At 69.5% G+C, this 19,015-nt stretch carries 30 protein-coding genes and 1 pseudogene; 6 read left to right on the top strand and 25 right to left on the bottom strand.

Annotation, left to right across the window (positions count from 1 at the left end; translation table 11 throughout):
* Window positions 1-43: 43 nt before the first annotated feature.
* The 21 genes from M8C13_RS04420 to M8C13_RS04325 all read right to left on the bottom strand — a co-directional run bounded on the left by M8C13_RS04420 (window position 44) and on the right by M8C13_RS04325 (window position 8,969).
* Complete coding sequence (locus M8C13_RS04420; RefSeq protein WP_252479152.1) at window positions 44-322, bottom strand: hypothetical protein; 279 nt, start codon at window positions 320-322, stop codon at window positions 44-46.
* Complete coding sequence (locus M8C13_RS04415) at window positions 319-735, bottom strand: HNH endonuclease (protein WP_252479151.1); 417 nt, start codon at window positions 733-735, stop codon at window positions 319-321. Before M8C13_RS04415 ends, M8C13_RS04420 begins: the two co-directional genes overlap by 4 nt.
* Window positions 732-1,352, bottom strand: a complete 621-nt coding sequence (locus M8C13_RS04410; protein WP_252479150.1) for an ERF family protein — start codon at window positions 1,350-1,352, stop codon at window positions 732-734. The genes M8C13_RS04415 and M8C13_RS04410 overlap by 4 nt, the downstream gene beginning before the upstream one ends.
* Entirely contained in the window at window positions 1,349-2,146 is a 798-nt protein-coding gene (locus M8C13_RS04405; RefSeq protein WP_252479149.1) for a hypothetical protein, read from the bottom strand. The genes M8C13_RS04410 and M8C13_RS04405 overlap by 4 nt, the downstream gene beginning before the upstream one ends.
* 103 nt (window positions 2,147-2,249) lie before the next feature.
* Entirely contained in the window at window positions 2,250-2,465 is a 216-nt protein-coding gene (locus M8C13_RS04400) for a hypothetical protein (protein ID WP_252479148.1), read from the bottom strand.
* Window positions 2,462-3,337: a DUF2303 family protein gene (locus tag M8C13_RS04395; protein ID WP_252479147.1), complete on the bottom strand. Its 876-nt coding sequence runs from the start codon at window positions 3,335-3,337 to the stop codon at window positions 2,462-2,464. Before M8C13_RS04395 ends, M8C13_RS04400 begins: the two co-directional genes overlap by 4 nt.
* Window positions 3,334-3,672, bottom strand: coding sequence for a hypothetical protein (locus M8C13_RS04390; protein ID WP_252479146.1), 339 nt, complete (start codon window positions 3,670-3,672; stop codon window positions 3,334-3,336). The genes M8C13_RS04395 and M8C13_RS04390 overlap by 4 nt, the downstream gene beginning before the upstream one ends.
* Window positions 3,665-4,111 carry a hypothetical protein gene (locus M8C13_RS04385; protein WP_252479145.1) on the bottom strand — a complete coding sequence of 149 codons (447 nt, stop codon included), beginning with the start codon at window positions 4,109-4,111 and terminating at the stop codon, window positions 3,665-3,667. Before M8C13_RS04385 ends, M8C13_RS04390 begins: the two co-directional genes overlap by 8 nt.
* Window positions 4,108-5,109, bottom strand: a complete 1,002-nt coding sequence (locus M8C13_RS04380; protein WP_252479144.1) for a hypothetical protein — start codon at window positions 5,107-5,109, stop codon at window positions 4,108-4,110. Before M8C13_RS04380 ends, M8C13_RS04385 begins: the two co-directional genes overlap by 4 nt.
* Window positions 5,106-5,588 (bottom strand): hypothetical protein, encoded by a 483-nt coding sequence (locus M8C13_RS04375; protein WP_252479143.1) that lies wholly within the window; start codon window positions 5,586-5,588, stop codon window positions 5,106-5,108. Before M8C13_RS04375 ends, M8C13_RS04380 begins: the two co-directional genes overlap by 4 nt.
* Window positions 5,585-5,941 (bottom strand): hypothetical protein, encoded by a 357-nt coding sequence (locus tag M8C13_RS04370; RefSeq protein ID WP_252479142.1) that lies wholly within the window; start codon window positions 5,939-5,941, stop codon window positions 5,585-5,587. The genes M8C13_RS04375 and M8C13_RS04370 overlap by 4 nt, the downstream gene beginning before the upstream one ends.
* Entirely contained in the window at window positions 5,938-6,099 is a 162-nt protein-coding gene (locus tag M8C13_RS04365; RefSeq protein WP_252479141.1) for a hypothetical protein, read from the bottom strand. Before M8C13_RS04365 ends, M8C13_RS04370 begins: the two co-directional genes overlap by 4 nt.
* Window positions 6,096-6,500 carry a hypothetical protein gene (locus M8C13_RS04360; RefSeq protein ID WP_252479140.1) on the bottom strand — a complete coding sequence of 135 codons (405 nt, stop codon included), beginning with the start codon at window positions 6,498-6,500 and terminating at the stop codon, window positions 6,096-6,098. The genes M8C13_RS04365 and M8C13_RS04360 overlap by 4 nt, the downstream gene beginning before the upstream one ends.
* Entirely contained in the window at window positions 6,497-6,679 is a 183-nt protein-coding gene (locus M8C13_RS04355) for a hypothetical protein (protein ID WP_252479139.1), read from the bottom strand. Before M8C13_RS04355 ends, M8C13_RS04360 begins: the two co-directional genes overlap by 4 nt.
* Window positions 6,676-7,125 carry a hypothetical protein gene (locus M8C13_RS04350; protein ID WP_252479138.1) on the bottom strand — a complete coding sequence of 150 codons (450 nt, stop codon included), beginning with the start codon at window positions 7,123-7,125 and terminating at the stop codon, window positions 6,676-6,678. The genes M8C13_RS04355 and M8C13_RS04350 overlap by 4 nt, the downstream gene beginning before the upstream one ends.
* Complete coding sequence (locus M8C13_RS04345) at window positions 7,122-7,319, bottom strand: hypothetical protein (RefSeq protein WP_252479137.1); 198 nt, start codon at window positions 7,317-7,319, stop codon at window positions 7,122-7,124. Before M8C13_RS04345 ends, M8C13_RS04350 begins: the two co-directional genes overlap by 4 nt.
* A complete protein-coding gene (locus M8C13_RS04340; RefSeq protein ID WP_252479136.1) occupies window positions 7,316-7,600 on the bottom strand; it encodes a hypothetical protein in 285 nt (94 codons plus the stop codon). Before M8C13_RS04340 ends, M8C13_RS04345 begins: the two co-directional genes overlap by 4 nt.
* The gene (locus tag M8C13_RS04335; RefSeq protein WP_252479135.1) at window positions 7,597-7,857 is read right to left on the bottom strand and encodes a hypothetical protein; all 261 of its coding nucleotides are present in this window, start codon (window positions 7,855-7,857) and stop codon (window positions 7,597-7,599) included. The genes M8C13_RS04340 and M8C13_RS04335 overlap by 4 nt, the downstream gene beginning before the upstream one ends.
* A gap of 1 nt (window position 7,858) precedes the next feature.
* Window positions 7,859-8,071, bottom strand: coding sequence for a hypothetical protein (locus M8C13_RS04330; RefSeq protein WP_252479134.1), 213 nt, complete (start codon window positions 8,069-8,071; stop codon window positions 7,859-7,861).
* 413 nt (window positions 8,072-8,484) lie between these two features.
* On the bottom strand, window positions 8,485-8,607 hold the full coding sequence (locus M8C13_RS44340) for a hypothetical protein (protein ID WP_256508536.1): 123 nt from the start codon (window positions 8,605-8,607) through the stop codon (window positions 8,485-8,487).
* Window positions 8,608-8,708: 101 nt separating this feature from the next.
* Window positions 8,709-8,969, bottom strand: a complete 261-nt coding sequence (locus M8C13_RS04325; RefSeq protein ID WP_252479133.1) for a helix-turn-helix domain-containing protein — start codon at window positions 8,967-8,969, stop codon at window positions 8,709-8,711.
* Window positions 8,970-9,138: 169 nt separating this feature from the next.
* Between M8C13_RS04325 and M8C13_RS04320 the strand changes: the two genes are divergently transcribed.
* From M8C13_RS04320 to M8C13_RS45275, 3 genes are all read left to right on the top strand, one after another.
* Window positions 9,139-9,603, top strand: a complete 465-nt coding sequence (locus M8C13_RS04320; RefSeq protein WP_252479132.1) for a helix-turn-helix domain-containing protein — start codon at window positions 9,139-9,141, stop codon at window positions 9,601-9,603.
* A 244-nt stretch (window positions 9,604-9,847) separates the two neighbouring features.
* The gene (locus M8C13_RS04315; RefSeq protein WP_252479131.1) at window positions 9,848-10,117 is read left to right on the top strand and encodes a hypothetical protein; all 270 of its coding nucleotides are present in this window, start codon (window positions 9,848-9,850) and stop codon (window positions 10,115-10,117) included.
* Window positions 10,118-10,161: 44 nt separating this feature from the next.
* A complete protein-coding gene (locus tag M8C13_RS45275) occupies window positions 10,162-11,385 on the top strand; it encodes a tyrosine-type recombinase/integrase (RefSeq protein ID WP_252479130.1) in 1,224 nt (407 codons plus the stop codon).
* An 85-nt stretch (window positions 11,386-11,470) separates the two neighbouring features.
* On the opposite strand, the pseudogene M8C13_RS04305 reads toward M8C13_RS45275, so the two are convergent.
* From M8C13_RS04305 to M8C13_RS04290, 4 genes and pseudogenes are all read right to left on the bottom strand, one after another.
* A pseudogene (locus M8C13_RS04305) lies at window positions 11,471-12,283 on the bottom strand (RtcB family protein); the annotation flags it as partial.
* 105 nt (window positions 12,284-12,388) lie between these two features.
* Complete coding sequence (locus M8C13_RS04300; protein WP_252479129.1) at window positions 12,389-13,903, bottom strand: aldehyde dehydrogenase family protein; 1,515 nt, start codon at window positions 13,901-13,903, stop codon at window positions 12,389-12,391.
* Window positions 13,900-14,724, bottom strand: coding sequence for an NAD(P)-dependent oxidoreductase (locus M8C13_RS04295; protein ID WP_308202761.1), 825 nt, complete (start codon window positions 14,722-14,724; stop codon window positions 13,900-13,902). Before M8C13_RS04295 ends, M8C13_RS04300 begins: the two co-directional genes overlap by 4 nt.
* Before the next feature lie 64 nt (window positions 14,725-14,788).
* Window positions 14,789-15,595, bottom strand: coding sequence for an IclR family transcriptional regulator (locus M8C13_RS04290; RefSeq protein ID WP_252479128.1), 807 nt, complete (start codon window positions 15,593-15,595; stop codon window positions 14,789-14,791).
* A 175-nt stretch (window positions 15,596-15,770) separates the two neighbouring features.
* Between M8C13_RS04290 and M8C13_RS04285 the strand changes: the two genes are divergently transcribed.
* From M8C13_RS04285 to M8C13_RS04275, 3 genes are read left to right on the top strand one after another with little or no spacing between them, the layout of a single operon-like run.
* Window positions 15,771-17,102 (top strand): sugar ABC transporter substrate-binding protein, encoded by a 1,332-nt coding sequence (locus tag M8C13_RS04285; protein ID WP_252479127.1) that lies wholly within the window; start codon window positions 15,771-15,773, stop codon window positions 17,100-17,102.
* A complete protein-coding gene (locus tag M8C13_RS04280; RefSeq protein WP_252479126.1) occupies window positions 17,099-18,046 on the top strand; it encodes a carbohydrate ABC transporter permease in 948 nt (315 codons plus the stop codon). The genes M8C13_RS04285 and M8C13_RS04280 overlap by 4 nt, the downstream gene beginning before the upstream one ends.
* Entirely contained in the window at window positions 18,046-18,990 is a 945-nt protein-coding gene (locus M8C13_RS04275) for a carbohydrate ABC transporter permease (RefSeq protein ID WP_252479125.1), read from the top strand. The genes M8C13_RS04280 and M8C13_RS04275 overlap by 1 nt, the downstream gene beginning before the upstream one ends.
* Window positions 18,991-19,015: the final 25 nt, after the last annotated feature.

Genomic DNA, 19,015 nt, shown 5'->3' with positions numbered 1-19,015 from the left:
GCGGGTGGCCGCCGCAGGTCACGCTGCGGCGGCCACCGGGCGGTCACGGCGTGCTGGGTGCGGTACCGCTGATGGCCGAGACCACCAGGTCGCCGAGTTCGGCGGCGAGCGCGTCACGTCCGGCCGTCGGGTCGTCCAGCAGCAGCCGCAGGGTGGAGACGCTGATGCGGCAGCTCCGCTGCGTGCCCTGGCGGATGAGGTAGGCGGTGTGGAACTTGTTCGCGGCCGCCAGGCAGGGGTCGCAGGCCAGCTCCTTGTTGCTGTGGTGGCGCAGGTACCCGGCTCTGGTGCCGCACTGCGCACGGTGCTGGGTCGGGTTCATGAGGCGGTCCTTTCCGGCCGGGCCGCCGCCAGCGCGGCAACAGCGGGCAGGTCGTCCGGCATACCGGCCGCGCTCGACGGCCACGGTGCGCGGAAGACGAACCCGGCGTCGTCCAGCACGATCCAGTCGTGGCCGAGGGTCACGGTGTGGATCAGGGCGGGCGTGGTGGCCGGGTCGGCGGAGGCCGAGACGGTCCACCCGCAGCGCATAGCCTCGGCCGGGTTGGTGTGGATGTGGTGGTGGCAGGCCCGGCAGACGAGCAGGCCGTTGCTGGGCTCCCACCTGCCGCCCTGCGACCTGTTCTTGCGGTGCTGCCAGTCCTGCCCGCCGCCGGTGCACACGTCCATGACGCGGACCTCGCACAGCCCGGCGGCGCGCTCGCGGACGGTCCGGCGGGCGGCGTGCTCGTTCACGGCTGCCGCCGCTGCATCGTGGTGACCGTGGACGGGTCGAGGTGCTTGAGGTAGTCGGTGAGGTCCTTCTCGGTGGCGACCTCGATGTCGGCGCCACCGGACCAGAGCGTGAACTCCTCCCGGAGCTGGTTCATGTCCCAGCCGCGGCTCTGGGCCTGCTTCCACACCTTCGTCTTCAGCGCGGCGAGCTTGGTGGTGATCGGCGCACCGGCGTGCGGGTCGCGTTCGCCGGTGGGGATGGCGAAGCACTGGAGCAGTGCGATCCGGAATGCCACGGACATCGCCTTGCTGGTGGCCTTGTCCTGGGCGTCCATGGCCTCGCCGACCACGGTGGCGGTGATGTGGTCACCGGCGGGGCCGTAGAAGGTGTAGTCCACGGTGAGCACGACCCGGTTGTTCTTCCCGTCCTTCTCCATGGTCTTGTCGCGGACGGTGGGAATGATGACCACGCCGTGGTCCCGCAGCGCGGGTGCAACGCTGTCCAGCACGGTGTCGATGCCGCGGAAGGTGAAGCCGAAGTGGCTGTTGGTGTCCCGCTTCTTCACCGCGGTGACCTCGCGCATCACGGCGCCGATGAGCTGAACCACGGTCGGTGCAGCGGTGGACTGTTCGATCATGCGGCCACCGCCGAGGGCTTCGGCAGCGGCGTGCCGATCAGCTTCTTGAGCTTGTCCGACTGGACTGCGCGCCGGTACATGTCCAGCACGCCAAGGAAGATGTCGTGCTGCTCGGCCTCGGCCTGCACGGGGATCAGCTCGTAGTCATCGGGCTTGATGTGCAGGATGTAGTTGCCGTCGATCTCGGGCATGTCGTGTTCGGTGCCCTCGGCGTCGAGGTAGACCTCGGCGAAGCGGTAGGCGGCCAGCTGGAGTGCGTGCTCGCCGTAGACGCCGCGGCCGGTCTTCCAGTCCACCTGCACCGTGCCCCGCTGGTTGATGCGCTGGATCGAGTCGAGCTGCCCGGCGTAGAGGTGTTCGTAGGAGGCCACCACCGTCTCAGCGAGCACGGGCTCCGGCTGGTAGTCGTCGAGGTAGCGCAGCGCGCCCCGCACGTAGGGCGCGACGTCGTGCGGCACGTCCACCGCGTCGCCTGCGGCGAGCCGGAACACCAGGTCGTGCACCTCGGTGCCGCGCTCGGCCGCGCTGTCCCGGACCTGGTTCGGAAGGCCGGACAGGTAGTCGATCGTGGGCTGACGCCCGCCCTCGACCAGCATCGCCCCCACGGTGTCGAGGTGGTCGGCGACGTGCTCGGCCACGGTGCGCGCGGCCCAGCGCACCAACATCGGCTTTGGCAGGGCGTTGAGCGCGGTGGTCACGCCAACCGCGCGCCGTCCGTTGATCGTGTAGTAGTGGCTCTTCGCGGTGTCGACCCGGCGGATGCCGGCGTTCTTCACGGCAGCGGTGGTGTCCACTGTGGTCACTCCTTGTCGTCGTAGGGGGTGGCGGCGTCGGCGGTCCGCTCGTACCAGGCGTCCTCGGCGATCCAGGCCCGGTCAGCGGGGGAGAGCGGGGCGCTCACCGGGAGAGCCGCCGTGTCGGCAGCGGCGGGAGCCGGTAGGCATGGCCGCACGGCCGGTACACCCGGTAGTCCGTGTGCACGTACATCGCCCCGGGGAAGTCGCAAGCCGGGCAGGTGCGGCAGGTGACGATGTTCAGCGGTTCGCCGAGCTGGTGGGGGGCCGGGCTGGGGGCGGGGGCCCGCCCGGTCGACGGGCCCCCGGTCTCGCTCACTTCCGCTCCGTGCTGCGCAGCGGGTCCGGTGCGGTGCCCATCAGCATCGGCAGGTCCGGGCAGTCCTTGTGGATCTCTGCAAGAACCCGCTCGAACGCCGCGGTGACCACCACGTCGGGCCGGTGCAGCGCGTAGCCGATGTACAGGCGGCCACCGTCGATCCGGTACCGCAGCCGCGCCAGCAGGTCGGCGGGCTCGCTGCCCTCGAACACTGGCAGCCGCAACAGGAACTGCGAGGGCACCTCGATGTTGCCCTTGCGGCCCGCGGTGGCTGTGGTCTCCTCCGCGTAGGTGAGCTGGGTGTCGCCGGAGTCCAGCCGTACCGCGCTGTCGAAGCTCACGTTCCTCTTGGCGCGGAACGAGGTCGCGACCTCGATCATCGTGGCCGCGTCCGGGGACACCACGGTGTGGGCCAGGGACTCCAGCAGGTCGGCCAGCTCGTGCTGGCTCAGCAGCTTGCCGTCGTACTTCTGCCAGGTCTTCCAGTCCAGGTCGTGGACCAGATCCAGCACAACGCGGTGCTCGCGCCACCCGGCGGTCACGTGGCTGACGTGGTCGTCAAGGATCGCGGTCACAGTGGCGGCGGTGCGCTCGGCCCACAGGGTGGTGCTGGCGGGCTTGGCCAAGCGGTTGACGTAGGCGGCGAAGTGCTTGTGCTCACGCAGCAGCGCCTGGCCGCGCGGGGCCACCGGCTCGGTGAGGTGGTTCTCCAGGTCGGTGACAACCACGCGCTCGTCATGGCGGATGCGAGTGACCACGATCGAGGTGTCCGGGGTCAGCACGTAGGGCTCGACCTTGGTGGTGAGGCGGCCAAGCGCGGCGGCGGCCTCGGTGCCGGAGGCGGCGGTGTGCTCGTCGTCGTAAGGGTTCATCGGGCGGGCTTCTCCTCGGCGTAGAACAGCACGTTCTGGTTGGGGTCGTCGCGGCGCAGGCCACCGTCGTTGTCGACGAAGAAGATCGACGTGCCGCGCTCGCCCTTGGGCAGCTTCTTGGTGATCTGGTCGGTGACGATGACCAGACCGTCGTTCCCGGCCTGCGGCTTGACCGTGATGGCCAGGGAGACGGCCCCGGGCTTGCCGGTGCGCTTCACCTCGGCCACCAGCTCGTAGAGCGCGTCGGTCAGCTCACGGTGGGTGCGACCCCGGTTGGTCTCCATGAGGAACGTCGCGAATGGACGGCGGTCCTCTTCGGGTTGGGTGTCAGGCACTGCTGGTGTCCTCTCGATCGGTGTGCGGGACGTAGCGGGCGGCGTCGGGGCTCAGTGCCGGGTCGCCGTGCTCGTGGTCGATGCAGGCGGGCCACCAGGCCCGGACGTCGGTGCCGCCGCCGTGGGTGATCCGGGGCGGCAGCACGCCAGGGGACGTCGATTCCTGGCCCAGCACGCACTTCGGGTACGACCGGGCGTGGTACCGCAGCACCTGGCGGAAGCGGCAGTTACCGCAGCGGCGGCCCGGCGCCGCCCGGTCATCGGCGGGTGCGGCCTCGGCGTGCAGCCGGATGTGCCGGGCGAATGCAGCGCTGAGCGGGTGCGCACCGCCGGCCAGTGCCGCGGCCTGTCGCTGGGTCCGCCGCCGGTCGCCGCTGAGTGCTTCGGTGGGCACCGGTTCGACGTCGAACAGCGGTGCAGGCTGGTCGCGGCCGGTCATGACGCACACTCCAGCGCCTCGACCAGGTCGGTCTGCCGTGGTCGGCAGGCCAGCCGGGTCAGCAGGCGGTTGCGCCAGTCCAGCGCCCAGGGCAGGCAGTTGTTGCACCGCTGGCCGCCGCGGGGGTGGATCTCGCCGCAGATCGGGTGGTCCTCGTGGCGAGCGCGGTCGCTCCAGGACAGGGAATCTGCGGAGGACAGGAGGTGCCCGTACCGCAGCAGGCCGGTCGTTTTCACACCGAAGCCGTGCAAGCGGTGGATGCCGTGGGCGCGCAGGGCGCGGATGATCCGGTGCGCCTCCGCTGTGCCCTGCCTCCTGCACACCGAGCCCAGCGCTACCAGGGGTTCGCGGGTGAGGTCGATCCCGGCGCGGTCGTACAGCCCGACGCAGTGCTCGTACTCGGCCGGGGTGTAGCCCTGCACCACCGGAATCCACGGCAGTTCCGGTGCCAGCTCGCGCAGTTCGAGCACGCTGGCCACGGTGCGGCGCTGGTGTTCCTCGACGGACAAGCCGGTGCCCACGAAGGTCAAGGGGCCGATCTGTCCACCGTGGATCGCTTCGGGTTCGCACATCCAGTCGCGCGGTGCGCACCAGGCCAGGTGCCCGATCTCGTCGTGGTAGCGGCGGACCCGGTCGACGTAGCCCTGGGCGGTGCCGGTCCAGTGCCCGAAGCGCTGGATCATCGTGAAGCCGCCGGAGTCCAGCGCCCACCTGCCGCTGGCCTTTGGCAGGGTCATGCGGTCCTGGAGCCTGGTGTCGGAGATGAACAGCGGCACCGCTGCGGCTTCCAGCCAAGCCGGTTGGTGCGAGCCCAGCAGGAAGTCCAGTGCGGCAGGCCCGTAGTAGGGGCGCAGCGGCCCCCACACCCGGACAGCGTGACTGCGTACGAAGCACACGCCGGTGCCGTCGAGCAGTTCGAGCACCGGTTCGCCGCCGTGACGGCATCCGGTGTCGCGCCACAGGTCGCCGAGGGTGTCAGCCCACCGCCGGGCTCTCACAGCGCACCGTCCCCACGCTCGGCGAGCACCTTGCCCAGGTACTCGTTCATCAACTTGGACTCGCCCAGGGTGATCCGCCCACGCCGGAGACGCCGCTGCTCGGTGACCCGTCGGGCCATCTCCCGCAGCGCGGTCGACAGGCGGTTGAGGTCGTCCATCCAGTTGTTGACGTGCTGCTCGGATGTGCAGATCTCCCGGCTGAAGGCGTCGTCCAGGCGGCTGATTTCGGCGGCCAGCCGGTCCAGCTCCGGCTGCACTACCTGCATCAGCAGTTGCACGATGAACGCGTTGGAGACGTCGTAGCCGGGGAGTTGCTCAGCCAGCACGGCGGCGATGCGGTCCCGTAGGTCGGTGTCCGGTGTGGACGGTGCGGGGGTGCGCTCGGACAGCAGGGCGAATGCCTGCTCGACGGCTGGCTGAAGCCCGCGCACGGCCTCAGCGAGTGCGCGGACGTCGTGCTGCGGGGTCTCGGCGTTCACCGGGCACCACCAGCGGGCACCTCAACCGCGACCAGCCCGGCACGCTTCGCCTCCGCCGCGGTGCAGCACAGCACCTCTCGGCCCGGCTTGTCCGTGACCTCCAGCCCGTCAAGCGGGGACTCCTGGTCCTGCATCACCAGGCGCACGAACCGCTTGCCAGTCAGCAGGTTCTCCCCGGACGTGGGAGCCAGGACTGGGCTCCACCGCTCCTGAACCGGGTCATCGAAGTGGTCCCCGACCGCCCGGTACGTGCGGACCCACCAGTCGGCCTTGACCTTTCGCATCGGACGGTGCTTGGCGTGCTTGAGGATCGCGTCGTGCAGCGGGTGGGGGATGATCTCGGGGTCGGTCACTGGGTCCTCCAGTGCTCGCAGGTTTTGGGGGTGTGGCCGCAGTCGGGGCAGCGGCCGAGGAGTTCGGCGGGCAGTGCCGGTGGCGGCCAGCGGGTGTCGCGGCTGTAGCGGGCGGTGGTGGCCCGGCGGGTGAGCCGGGACCACCAACGCGGCGTCACGCGGAGTCCAGTTCGTCGGCGCGGTCACGCAGCTCGTGGACCACGCTCGACAGCGTCACGACCGATGCGGCACCCGGTGCAGTCAGCATGATCGTGTTGATCTGCTTCTCGAACTTGTCGGCCTGAGCACGTAGCTCGGCAGCGGCACTCGGCTGTAGTTCGGCGGTGAAGTCCGGGCCGCCGTGCGCCTTGAGCAGTTCGAGTGCAGTCCGTCCGCCGTTGTGTCGGCGCACCTGCCGCCGCATCCGCTGTCCGACCGCGACGTGCTCGATGAGGCCGCGCGAGAACAGGTGGACCAGGCGAGACACATCGTGAGTGCCGGTGACGACGAGCACCACCACCGGGTCCGGGCCGAAACCGTCAGCGGTCTGCTTGTCGTAGGCGCGGGACTCGTAGCTCACGCCGCACCGCCTTGTGGCCACACGTCGAGGACGCTCCACTCGGCGTCCGCGGCGATGTGCTGGCCGGGGTGGTTCTCGTCGCGGCAGCACTCGTACCGGTGGTAGGCCCGGCAGATGTCGCCCTCGGCCTCGGGAAGCAGGTCACCGACCACGAGGGTCGCGAGCGGGTCGACGCTCATCGGGCACCGTCCACAGTGGTCCGCATTGGCGGGACGTCCGCGCCCGGCAGTTCCATCAGGGGCTGGCGCATCAAGGCCTCGGCGTCCACCAGGCGGCGCAGCTTGTGCACCGGGACCTGGGTCGGCTTGTCGGTGAGCGTGAAGTTCGCGCGCAGCAGGTCAGCGGTGTCATCCGCGATGACTGCGACGATCTGGGTCTTGGTGTTGCCCAGCAACCCGTGGGCGTGGAGGTGCACGGACTCGCCTACCACCTGCGCGGTGAGCGATGGTGCAGCGAGCGTGTCGTGCCAGCGCAGCAGCGACGGCATGCTCTTGTCCTGGGGCCTGCGCACGTGGACGCGGAGCCCGTTGAGGTCGACACCGGCGCTCAGCACTTCGTGCTCGGCGAGCCGGTGCTGGTCGACGTGGTCGGCGAGGTCGCGGAGCAACGTGATTGAACGGTTCACGGGGTCCTCCTGGACACGACGATGAGGACGGCGCGGCCGAGGGCCGGCCCGGACCACCAGGCCCAGACCGAGATGCCAGCCAGCACCGGCACGAGCGAGGTCGCGAGGTCGCGGCCGAGGAGCGGGGCCAGCGCGAGCCACCAGGCCGCACCGACCGCGTAGGCCAGCGGGACACCGAGCCGGGTCGGGTTCACCGCGGCCGCCGGTTGGTGCAGCGGGTCGGCGCGACCCGCACCGGGTGCAGCAGCCGGGACACCACGCGCTGGGCCAGACCACCGACCGCGAGGGCACCGGACATCCCGGCGACCAACAGCAGCAGCACGGCCAGCGGCCCGGCGCGGTCGAAGTGCTCACCGACCACCGACAACGCGGCCCCGACCAGCCCGGCGCCGAGCACCGTTCCGGCGATCAGCGTCGCCACGTCGATGACCAGGTCCGCGCGCTCTTCGGCGCGGCGCAGCTCGGCGGGGGTCACCGGGCACCACCCGTCCGCGCCCACTGGCGCAGGGCGTGCGCAACGGCCGCGGTGGTGGCCATGATCGCGGCGGGCACCGGCCAGTACGGACCGGCCTCGGCGAGCAGCCGGAACACGCACCACCCGGTGAACCCGATCGCCAGCAGGCCGAGGAACGAGGCCGCAGCGGCCCAGATGAACTGCGCGCGGGCGAGCCAGCGCTCGGTGGGGGAGCCCCCGGCACGGCGGCCGGGGGCGGTCAGTCGGTGGGCGGCCATCTCAGGCTCCAAACCAGGGGTTCGGCTGCTCGGCGGGGGGCTGGTTGCGCTTCTCGATCTCGGCGCGGATCTCGTCGACGGACTGGCCGCCCTCGCGCTGGTTGTGCGTGTTGGCACGGAAGGAGGGCTTGCCCTCCGAGAGGTGCGGCTGGCGGCGGTTGACGTGGCGGTTGGCCTGGGTTTCGGACCCGGTACCGTTCTGCTTGCTGGCCATGGGAGGTCTCGTCTCCTCGTGGTCGGAAGCGGGTCGGTGGCTGTTGACGCAGCCCCGGCCCGCGCTGTTTGTGCGGGTCAGTCCTCGGTGATCGCGTCCGCGATCGAGTTCTTCGTGCGCGCGGCCCAGTCGGCGTCCGCGTGCTCGGCGACGCTGCGGGCGATCTCGGCGCGGAGTTCGTCAGGGCTGGTCACGGGTCAGTCCTCCTCGTCGTCGGTGTCGCGGAGCAGGTCGGAGACGGTGTTGATCGCCTTGAGGCGGATGGCCTCGGCGATCTCCTCGTCAGGGCTGGTCATCGGGATGTCCTTCCGGGAAGGCCGGGCCGGGTGCCGGACGGCGGCTGGGCGACACCCGGCCCGGGTCTGGGGTGCCGGGCTGGTCGTCGGGGGAAGCACGGCGACCAGCCCGGCGAGTCAGGCGGCGCGGCGGCCGAAGCGCGCGGGCTCGCCGCGCACCCACCGGTCCACGTCCTCGATGTGGACCGTCCAGGTGCAACCCGCGCCGTTGGGCTGGTAGCCCGCCAACTTCTTGCTCACGAGCGCGGACCACACGGTCTGTGGGTGGCGGCGGGCACGGAGGGCGGCTTCCTTGATCGTCAACCAGGGCGACGGCTCAGGCGTGGTGGCCGACTCGGTACTCATGCCGCGCTCGCCTGGCTGCCGCGCGGGACGCTGGCCCGCGGGGTACTGAGTTCGCTTCGCGTGCGGCCGAGGATGCGGCAGATCGCCCCGAACAGCTCCACGCCGGGCTGGCGGGCGCCCTGCTCGATCTTGCGCAGGGTGTCGATGTGGACCGGGCCGTGCTCGGCGGTGAGCCTGGAGTGGAACTTCCGGAGGGTCAGCTCCGCGTCCTCGCGCGCCGCCCGGATGGCGGGTCCGTTTGCTTTCGCGGTCTGCATGGGACGAACTCTAGGTCTGTTCTAGGTCTAGAACAAGTCTTGGATGGGCCTGTTACCTACCTTTGACCTAGGTAGTTACCCACAGAAGACCTAGGCCAAGTGGTTCAAAAGTCACCTCTAGGCTTGGAAAAGGTAGACAGCACCTAGTTAGGGTGGCCATCATTCGGACATGCTTCGGGGAACGATCGAGCAGTCGCAGCGTCTGGCCGCAGCAGTGCGTGCGCGCCGGGAAGAGCGGGGCTGGACGCAGGCTGACGTGGTGGCGCGGGGCAGCGTCAGCCTCGCCTCCGTGCAGGTGGTCGAGGCTGGGACGCGCACGAGCTTCCAGAACAAGACCGTCAACGGGCTGGAGCAAGGCCTCGGCTGGGCGCCGGGCAGCGTCCGCGCAGTGCTCGCCGGTGGCGCTCCGCAACTGCTGGAGGAGAACCCGTCAGCCGAAGTCGTCTCCGAGGACTTCGAGGTGCTGGGGCCTGACCCGGCTCAGTGGACTCCCGGCGCCGTGGTCGACACCCTCGGAACCCTGAGCCGGTTCTCGCCGGCGGCCTTCTGGGAGGGCCTGTACAACATCGCCGCTGCGCACCGAAAAGTAACAGGTCAAGACACGATTGACCGCGATGAGGCGGCCGCCAGCTAGGCCGAACGAGGGAACGTGCTCCCAGTTCAGTGTGACCGGTTGCACTCTAAAGAAGCTGAAGCACAGACTCCCAGCCTAGGCCGATCAGCGTCATCCGATCGGCGGAGGATCAGCCGTCTGGGAGGTACGGATGTCACTCCGGGTAGCCGTGTTGTGTGCGGCCCTCGTCCTATCAGGCCTGTGCATCGCCCTCGCCTACTACGCCGCGGTCCACCCCATGCAGGCCGGACCCAAGCTGGGGGCCATGGTCGTCGGCCTCGCCGCAGTGGTTGCTTGGTGCGCGTGGCTCGCCGCGACGAATCGTGCGGCTGCGGATCGCCGCGAGCGGGAACGGGAGGCGCGAGCGGCCGGCCGAGCGGCGCAGGCCGAGGCGCGGGCCGCCGAGCGTCACGCTCAGCTGCGCCGGGACGTGGCCAACGCCGCGCGCGAGTTGGCGCGCGCGAACGCCTACGACCGAGCGATGCGCGAGCAGGGCTTCCCGCCGCGTCACCTGCACTCGGTGGCCGGGGATTAAGCCACGCGGCCAGTGTGGGCCGTGCAGAAGAGGAGGGAGGAGAGGTGGCGAGTGTCGAAGAGATGACGCCGGGCAAGAACGGCAAGAGGCGCTGGCGCGCGGTGTGGCGCGACAGCGCCGGGAACAAGCAGAACAGCAAAGCCCCCTACTTCGACCGTGAAGGCGATGCCAAGCGGTACGCAAACGCGGAGGAGGATAAGGCGCGAAAACAAGCCGCGCGCGTGCAGGGGACGCTCCCGGCAACCACCAAGTGGGGAGTCTGGTGGGACCTGTTGGCTCCGAAGAGAGTGTCCGCGTCCGACACAAGCATCACGGAAAGATACATCGTTGAGGGGCATATTCGCCCCGTTTGGGGCGAGGTCCCACTTAATCAGATTAGCAACGCTGCTGTTCGCAACTGGGTCGAGGACTTGAGTTCGAAGTACTCGCCGGGGTACGTGCACCGCATCTTCTCAGTGTTCAATGTTTCAATTAAACGGGCACTTAAAGAGCCGATACTTGTCGCGTCCCCGTGCGTTGATGTTGGCCTGCCAAAGCGCAGCAAGCGCCCGAAGGCCTACCTTTCGGTCTCGCGAGCGGAGAAGGTCAAAGGGAAGATTAGCAAGGGTTACGAAGATGCGATTGATTTGGGAATGGAGACAGGTCTGCGGCCAGGTGAACTGTGTGGGCTTCACATTCACCGCGTGAATCGTGAAGAAGGTTACCTCGAAGTCGAAGAGGTTAGGGTCCGGCGAAAGCGTCTGATTAAACCAGTGCCGAAGGATCACGATACGCGGAAGATCTGGCTTACCTCCAAAGGAATGGAGATCGTGGACCGCCAACTCGACGGTCGCGACCCAACCCGCGGATGCGGCATCCCGCATGCCGACGGCAATCCCTGCCCAAGCGATGTGCTGCTGCGCACCCGGCGAGACCGGCCCCTCGATCCAGGCACGCTCGGCTACCACATCCGAAACGCCCTGAAGGCGCTCGGCTTGGCCACGATGGGCGGCTACGGGCTTCGCCGCGGAGCGTTCACGAAGCTGGCGGCCGGTGGCTTGAACCCGTTCCGGCTGGCGCGCATGGCTGGCTGGAAGGACATCAACCTGGCCAACGAGTACGTCCAGGAGACCGAGGACGAGCGGGCTGCTTTCCTTGCGGCAGCAGGAGATCCGCAGGCCCTGAGGGTGCTGCCCGGTGGCGCGGAGCTTGGGACAGGATCTGGGACAACCCCAGACTTGCAGCCGCTGAAAGCGGCTGAAGGAACCAGTGACAGAAAGACCGGCTGACCTGCCGGAACACCGGCGCAGACTGAGCTAGACTGAAAGCCGCTGAAAAACACAAAAGCCCAGGTCAGAGAACCTTAGCCACCTAGTTGTGGTGGCAGGAGATCGGCTCCTCGAACTTCGCCTGGGGGAACTGCTTGCGCAGCACCTCGCAGGCCAGCCGCATCATCACCGACCGGTTCCGGCGCGCGTAGTCCTGCGCCCAGTACAGGTCGTGCCGGTAGGCGGCCATCTGCGGGGTCTGCGCGATGAACACGGCCAGGTCGGGGTCGGGCAGCGCGGCGTTGTGCGCCAGGCCGCGGGCGACCTCGATGTGGTGCTGTGCCAACAGGTTCCCGATGCCCCGGGAACCGGAGTGCAGCATCAGCCAGACCTGGTCGTCCTCGTCGAGGCAGACCTCCAGGAAGTGGTTGCCACCGCCCAGGGTGCCCATCTGGCGCAGCGCCCGGTCGGTCTCGTTGCGCACCGCGGAGGTGAGGTTGTCGAAACCGGCCCAGAACTGCTTCCAGTCCTGTGCGTCCTTGTTCCCGAAGGCGGTTTCCTTGTGCATGCCGAAACCGACCGGCACCGCCTTCTCGATCCCGGACCGCAGGCGGCGCAGGTCATCCGGCAAGTCGTTGGCGCGCAAGGAGGTGCGGACCGCGGTCATGCCGCAGCCGATGTCCACGCCGACCGCGGCCGGGGACACCGCGCCCTGCATCGCGATCACCGAGCCGACCGTGGCGCCCTTGCCGTAGTGGACGTCGGGCATCACGGCGACGTGCTTGTACACCCAGGGCAGCGCCGCGATGTTCTGCAGCTGACGCATGGCCTGGTCCTCGACCTCGGCGGCCTTGGTCCACAGCCGGATGTCGACGTGCCTGCCAGGGATCACGTCTCCCTGGAACGACTTCTGTGCCATGCGTTAGAGGCTAAGGGCGGTGGCGGGAAACCGCTCGTGAATAAGTGAAAGGCCCGGTTCGCGCGGGGTCGGGGTCACCGCGCGAACCGGGCCTGGCTCAGTGCCTCAGTCGGTGCCGAGCACGCCGTCCCTTCGGCGCGGGATGCCCAGCGGGTTGGCGTCCTGGAGCTCCTGCGGCAGCAGGGCGTCCGGCCAGGACTGGAAGGTCACCGGCGCGATCCAGCGGCGGATCGCGGTGGCGCCCACCGAGGTGTGCAGCGCGGAGGTGGTGGCGGGCCACGGACCGCCGTGGTGCTGGGCCCAGCTCACCGCGACGCCGGTCGGCCAGGCGTTGAACACCAGCCGGCCCGCGATGCGGCGCAGCACGGTGGACAGCGCGCCGGCCGCCTCGTGGTCGCTTTCCGCCGCGTGCACGGTCGCGGTCAGCGTGCCCGCCAGCTTGGCCAGCACCGGAACCAGCTCGGCCGGGTCGGTGTAGGTGACCACGATGCCTGCCGGGCCGAAGCACTCCTCGCCCAGCTTCTCCTGGTTGGCGGCGAAGTTCGCCACCGTGGTGCGGTACAGCCGCGGCGCGACCGTCCAGCCGCCCTCGGGCGCCTCGCCGGCCGCGACCAGCTCGACTCCCTCCGCCGAGGCCAGTCCGTCCACAATGGACTCATACGAGTCGCGCATGCGGGCGGTCAGCATCGCGCCGCCGTTCGCCCCGCCGATCGCCTTGCCGAGAGCGTCCACAATGGACTCCGGTGCGAACACCAGGCCCGGGTTGGTGCAGAACTGGCCGACGCCCATGGTGAGCGAGGCGGCGAAGCCGGTGGCCAGCTCCTCGGTCTGCTCGGCGGCCGCGCCGGGCAGGATCACCGTCGGGTTGACGCTGCCCAGTTCGCCGTAGAACGGGATCGGGTCCGGCCTGCCGACCGCCAGGTCGAACAGCGCCCGCCCGCCACCGGTGGACCCGGTGAAGCCGACCGCCTTGATCTCCGGGTGCTTGACCAGCAGCGAACCGGCAGGCGTGCTGTAGACGATGTTGAACACCCCGGCGGGCAGCCCGGCCGCGGTGATCGTCTCGATCAGCACCTCGGCGGTGGCCACCGAGGTGTTGGGGTGCGCGGAGTGCGCCTTCACCAGCACCGGGCAGCCCGCGGCCAGCGCGGAGGCGGTGTCGCCACCGGCCACCGAGAAGGCGAACGGGAAGTTGCTGGCGGAGAACACCGCGACCGGGCCCAGCGGTTGCAGCATCCGGCGCAGGTTGGGTCGCGGCGGGATGATGTCCGGGTTGGGCGAGTCGATGGTGGCCTCGGTGTAGCTGCCCTCGCGCAGCACCTCGCCGAAGAGGCGGAGCTGGTTGGTGGTGCGCTTGAGCTCCACGGTCAGCCGGGGCACGCCGAGCGCGGTCTCGGTGTCCGCGATCTCGATCAGCCGCTCACTCCGCGCGTCCAGCGCGTCCGCGATCTGCTCCAGCACCTCGGCCCGGCGCTGACCGGAAAGCCCGGCGAAGACCGGGAAAGCCTCGGCCGCGGCCTTGGCCAGCCGGTCGACCTCGGCCTCCGGGGTGGCTGGGACCGGCTCGCCGTAGGTGGCCCCGGTCCTCGGGTTGTAGCCCTGCACGCCCTGGACGGTCACCGTCCGGCCTCCTTCTTCGCGGTGTCGTAGTCGGCGGAGCACCAGATGCCGCCAACGAGGTTGTGCGGCGGCGCGGTCACATCCGGCTCGCCGTGCTCGGCGATCAGCTCCGCCGCGTAGGTCTCCGAGTCGTCCTGGGAGACGTAGCCGATCGCCTTGGCCTCCTCCAGGGAGAACCAGCGGCGGGTGTTGTCCGAGACGCCCCACAGCACCCGGAAGCCGGGGTCCGGAGTGGACAGACATGCCTCGAAAAGCCTTGCCCCGTCGGCGGGGGAGAGCCAGGTGGAGAGCATGCGCAGGTCCTTCGGCCGCTCGAAGCAGGAGCCGATGCGCACGCACAGCACGTCGATGCCGTATCGGTCGGCGTAGTGGCTGGCGATCGCCTCGCCGGCCACCTTGCTCACGCCGTAGTTGGTGTCCGGGCGCGGGAAGGCGTTCCCGGCCACCTCGCCCTCGGCGCGCGGCGCGAAGCCGACCGCGTGGTTGGAGCTGGCGAAGACCACCCTCGGCACGCCCTGCCGCCGGGCCGCCTCGAACACGGTGTAGGTGCCGTTGATGTTGACGTCCATGATGTCCGCCCACGGCCGCTCCAGGCTGTGCCCGCCGAGGTGGATCACCGCGGACACCCCGGCGCAGGCCGCCTCCATCGCCGCCAGGTCGGTCACCGAGGCCGTCACCAGCTCGACCGCCTCGCCCTCACCGGCTGGTGGCTGCTCGGCGATGTCCAGTAAGCGCAGGATGCGGCCTTCGCGGGCCAGGCGCGGCCGCATCAGCGTGCCAACGCCACCGGCCGCGCCGGTGATCAGAATGCGTTCGGTCACTCCGAAGCCCTTCGTGCGTCAGGGAATTGACTGTCCTGAATGGACGGTGCGCCGGTGGCCGGGCTCACAGCGGGGTGAGGCCGGGCTGGCGGAGCAGCTCGGTGAGCGTGCGGGCCGCGCCGAGCAGCGCGTCCACGATCTGCTTCTCGTGCTCGGGGGTGAGCCGGGCGACCGGCACCGAGCAGCTCATCGCGTCGGTGACCGGGTTGCGGTAGGGCAGCGCGACCGCGAAACAGCCCAGGCCGGGGGTGTTCTCCTCGCGCTCGAAGGAGTAGCCGACCCGGCGGAACTCCTCCAGCTGGGCCAGCAGCGCGTCCCGGTCGGTGATGGTGTTCGCGGTCAGCGGCGTGATCGCCTCCGGCACCAGCACCGCGGCGTCGGCGGCCGGGCGGGCGGAGAGCAGCGCCTTGCCCAGCGCGGTGCTGTGCGCGGGCAGGCGGCGGCCGACGCGGGAGACCACGCGCAGGTGGTGCTCGGACTCGCGGCTGGCCAGGTACACCACGTCATCGCCCTCCAGTCGGGCGAGGTGGACGGTCTCGTTGATCTCCTGCCGGACCTGCTCCATCACCCGGATCGCGGTGCGCACCACGGGATCGTGGTCCAGGTAGGAGGTGCCGACCAGCAGCGCGCGCACGCCGATGCCGTAGGTGCCCCGGTCCGGTTCGACCTCGACCCAGCCGCGGTTGACCAGGGTCTGCAGCAGCATGTACAGGCTGGACTTCGGGTAGTTCAGCTCCCGGTGCAGCTCGGTGAGCGTCAGCCTGCGGTCGAAGGAGGCGAGGACCTCCAGCAGCTCCACCGTGCGGTCGGCGGACTTGACCGCCGCCGGGCGGGTGGGGGCGACCGCGGCGTCCTTGACGGCTTCCGTCATCTCGGCCTCCAGGTCCGATCGGGTTCTCCCGTGCCGCCCTCTTGACAGGCGCACGGCTTGATTTTTACAGTCCGGCAGCAAGGTTCACAAGTACGACTCAGATTCACATATCTGAACGGATCTGTCCAGTGGGCAGTTCGGGTGAACCCACCACCGAAGTCGAATGGAGCCGGGCATGCAGCGTCGCACCGCCAGAACACGCGTCGCGTTCGCCGCGGGCGCGATGGCCGTTGGGCTGGTGCTCTCCGCCTGCTCGGGTGGCGCGCCGCAGGGCGATCCGAACGCGCCGATCGAGGTGTGGACGCGCAGCCAGGACGACACCAAGAAGGTCTACGAGAAGATCTTCAAGGCGTTCACCGAGAAGACCGGCATCCCGGTCAACTACAACCCGCCGCCCTACAACGACTTCGACAAGCGGGTGCAGGAGCGGGCCCAGGCCAAGGACCTGCCGGACCTGGTGATCACCGACACCGGATCCCTTGGCCCGTACCGCAAGCAGGGCTTCCTCCTGGAGGTCGACCGCAACGCCTTCGCCGGCCAGGCCGACCTGGTCGAGCGGGCCTGGAACAACGGCAAGACCGCTGACGGCAAGTACTTCGGCGTCCCGTTCTCCACCCAGGCCCAGGTGCTGCTGGTGCGCAAGGACTGGCGGGAGAAGCTGGGCAAGCCGGTGCCCAAGACCTGGGACGAGCTGGCCGCGCTGGCCAACGACTTCACCACCAAGGACCCCGACGGCAACGGCGACGCCAAGGACACCTTCGGCATCGTCGCGCCCGGCTCCACCGACCGCGGCTACCTGGCCTGGTGGGCGGCCAACTACATCTGGCAGGCCGGCGGCGACATCCTCAGCGAGTCCGGTGGCGAGTACAAGGTCGCGGTGAGCTCCGCGCAGACCGTGCAGGCGGTGAACTGGCTCAAGGGCCTGTTCTGCGACAGCAAGGTCACCCTGCCCAACGCGCTGACCATGGTCACCAACGACGCGCACAACTACTTCGAGCAGGGCAAGGCCGGCATCTACCTGACCGGGCCGTACATGTTCACCCGCTTCGACAAGTCGCCGGGCAAGGACAAGTACGAGGTCATCCCGTCCCCGGCCGGGCCCAGCGGCTCCACCGTGCTGGGCGAGGGCGAGGTCATCTACCAGATGGCCGGTTCGGTGAAGACCGCCGAGCAGGAGAAGCTGGCCGAGTTCCTGGTCTCCCCGGAGGCGCAGCAGCTGGGCATGAAGCCGGAGTCGGGCCAGCGCCCGGTGGTGCGGCTGTCGGTGAACAAGAACGTGGACATCAACGCGGTGTACCAGGACCCGCGCTGGGACACCGTGGCCAAGGTCTACGCCGACAGCGCCCGGCCGTTCCCGAACGTGCCCAACTTCCAGCCCTTCCGGCAGCAGACCGCGGAGACGCTGAACAGCCTGTTCGCCAAGTGCGGCAACGATGTCGCCGGTGAGCTGAACAAGCTCGCGGGCAACCTGGACAAGGAGCTGAAGTCGCAGAAGGCGGTTCAGTGACCATCACAGACGTGGGCTCGGCGGCTAGTGGCGGCGGTGCCGTCGAGTTCCACACCGCGAGGCGGCGCCCTCCTCGGCGCCGCCTCGCGGTCACCATGGTCCCGTGGCTGTTCCTGCTGCCCGCGCTGCTGCTGTTCCTGGTCTTCAAGTACATCCCGATGGCCGAGGGCATCCGGCTCAGCCTGTTCGAGGTGCGCCCGTTCCTGGGCGACCTGTGGATGGGCCTGGACAACTACGCCAGGGTGCTCAGCGACGAGCGCTTCCACAACGCGCTGAACAACACGCTGGTCCTGGCCGTCGGGCAGACCGCGGGCGCGATGCTGATCGGCTTCGGCCTGGCCCTGCTGCTGGAGGGCACCGCGCGCTCGCTGTGGTTCGTGCGCTCGGCGGTGTTCCTGCCGGTGGTCGCGGCCACCGCGGTGGTCGGTGAGATCTGGCGGCTGCTGTACTACCCGGCCGAGGGCGGCTTCCTCAACTCGCTGCTGTCCTGGGCAGGCCTCGGCCCGTCGACCTTCCTGGACCACCCGGACACCTCGCTGTGGTCGGTGATGGCGGTGGGCATCTGGAAGGGCGCGCCCTACGACATGGTGATCCTGCTGGCCGGCCTGGCCGGGATCGACCGCCAGCTCTACGAGTCCGCCGCGATCGACGGCTGCACCACCTGGCAGCGCGTCCGCTACATCACGCTGCCCGCGCTGCGCCCGGCGATCACGATTCTCCTTACCCTGGCCTCGATCCGCGGCCTGCGCGTGTTCACCGAGGTCTACGTGCTCACCGGCGGCGGTCCCGCCGGTTCCACCGACGTCTGGATGACCAGGGTGTTCTCCCTCGGTTTCGAGACCAGCGAGCTGGGCGTGGCCTCGGCCGGGTCGGTGGTGCTGTTCCTGGTGACCCTGCTGCTCACCCTGTTCGTGCAGCTGCTGCGCCGGCGTCGGGAGGCGTGATGACCACCACCGAGCTCCGTCCGGCCACACCGTCCACTTCGGACTCCCCGGCCTCGGTGCGCAAGCCGATCGGGGTGGCCCAGCGCTGCGAGACCGCGCTCGGCTGGGCGGGCCTGCGCGCCTCGCCCGGCGGCGGGATCGGCCGGATCCTGTTGTGCGTGGCGGTGTTCCTGGTCTTCTGCGGGCCGCTGATCACGGTGATCTCCGGCGCGTTCGACTTCAGCCCGGACCCGACCAAGCTGTCCCTGCTGCCCAACCGCCCGTCGCTGGTCAACTTCGACGTGGCCACCGAGAAGGGCATCTGGGGCTACCTGCTCAACTCGCTGATCATCGCCGGTGGCGGCCTGCTGCTCCAGGTGAGCGTCAGCGTGTTCGCCGCCTACGCGCTGGCACGCAAGAAGTTCCGCGGCCAGGCGATCGTGATGCTGGCCATCCTGACCACCATGATGCTGCCGGAGGAGGTCATCGCGATCCCGCTGTCGATGGTGATCGGCGACCTCCCGCTGCTCAACCTCAGCCTCAAGGGCACCCTGCTCGGCGTGATCCTGCCGTTGGGCGCCTGGGGTTTCTCCATCTTCGTGATGACCGAGTTCATGCGGGAGATCCCGCTGGAGCTGGAGGAGGCCGCCCGGGTCGACGGCGCCGGCGAGCTCCGGATCTTCGCCCAGATCGTGGTGCCGCTGTGCCGCCCCGCCCTCGGCGTGGTCGCGGTGTTCGGCTTCACCATGATCTGGGACCAGTACCTGCTGCCGTTGATCGTGGCCACCGATCCCGGCGACTACACGCTCACCGTCGCACTGGCCACCCTGCGCTCCGACGACATGGTCGGGCCTGGCGTGGTGCTGGCCGGTGCGCTGCTCGCCCTGGTGCCGAGCCTGATCGTGTACCTGTCATTGCAGAAATCGTTCCTGCGCGGCATCACCAGTGGTGCTGTGAAGGGATAGGGGACCCTGTATGAGTTCCCGCCAT

The organism is Crossiella sp. SN42 (assembly GCF_023897065.1).
Classification (GTDB): Bacteria; Actinomycetota; Actinomycetes; order Mycobacteriales; family Pseudonocardiaceae; genus Crossiella.
The sequence above is the reverse complement of the archived record's forward strand: the minus strand, read 5'-3'. Positions and strand labels throughout refer to the sequence as shown.

Bases quoted from the DNA above. Each gene is read 5' to 3' on its own strand.
- M8C13_RS04355 (WP_252479139.1), bottom strand. From the start codon at position 6,679: ATGAGCGTCGACCCGCTCGCGACCCTCGTGGTCGGTGACCTGCTTCCC.
- M8C13_RS04410 (WP_252479150.1), bottom strand. From the start codon at position 1,352: ATGATCGAACAGTCCACCGCTGCACCGACCGTGGTTCAGCTCATCGGC.
- M8C13_RS04320 (WP_252479132.1), top strand. From the start codon at position 9,139: ATGCTTCGGGGAACGATCGAGCAGTCGCAGCGTCTGGCCGCAGCAGTG.
- M8C13_RS04315 (WP_252479131.1), top strand. From the start codon at position 9,848: ATGGTCGTCGGCCTCGCCGCAGTGGTTGCTTGGTGCGCGTGGCTCGCC.
- M8C13_RS04325 (WP_252479133.1), bottom strand. From the start codon at position 8,969: ATGCAGACCGCGAAAGCAAACGGACCCGCCATCCGGGCGGCGCGCGAG.
- M8C13_RS04330 (WP_252479134.1), bottom strand. From the start codon at position 8,071: ATGGCCAGCAAGCAGAACGGTACCGGGTCCGAAACCCAGGCCAACCGC.
- M8C13_RS04335 (WP_252479135.1), bottom strand. From the start codon at position 7,857: ATGGCCGCCCACCGACTGACCGCCCCCGGCCGCCGTGCCGGGGGCTCC.
- M8C13_RS04275 (WP_252479125.1), top strand. From the start codon at position 18,046: ATGACCACCACCGAGCTCCGTCCGGCCACACCGTCCACTTCGGACTCC.
- M8C13_RS04290 (WP_252479128.1), bottom strand. From the start codon at position 15,595: ATGACGGAAGCCGTCAAGGACGCCGCGGTCGCCCCCACCCGCCCGGCG.
- M8C13_RS04385 (WP_252479145.1), bottom strand. From the start codon at position 4,111: ATGACCGGCCGCGACCAGCCTGCACCGCTGTTCGACGTCGAACCGGTG.
- M8C13_RS04420 (WP_252479152.1), bottom strand. From the start codon at position 322: ATGAACCCGACCCAGCACCGTGCGCAGTGCGGCACCAGAGCCGGGTAC.
- M8C13_RS04395 (WP_252479147.1), bottom strand. From the start codon at position 3,337: ATGAACCCTTACGACGACGAGCACACCGCCGCCTCCGGCACCGAGGCC.
- M8C13_RS04285 (WP_252479127.1), top strand. From the start codon at position 15,771: ATGCAGCGTCGCACCGCCAGAACACGCGTCGCGTTCGCCGCGGGCGCG.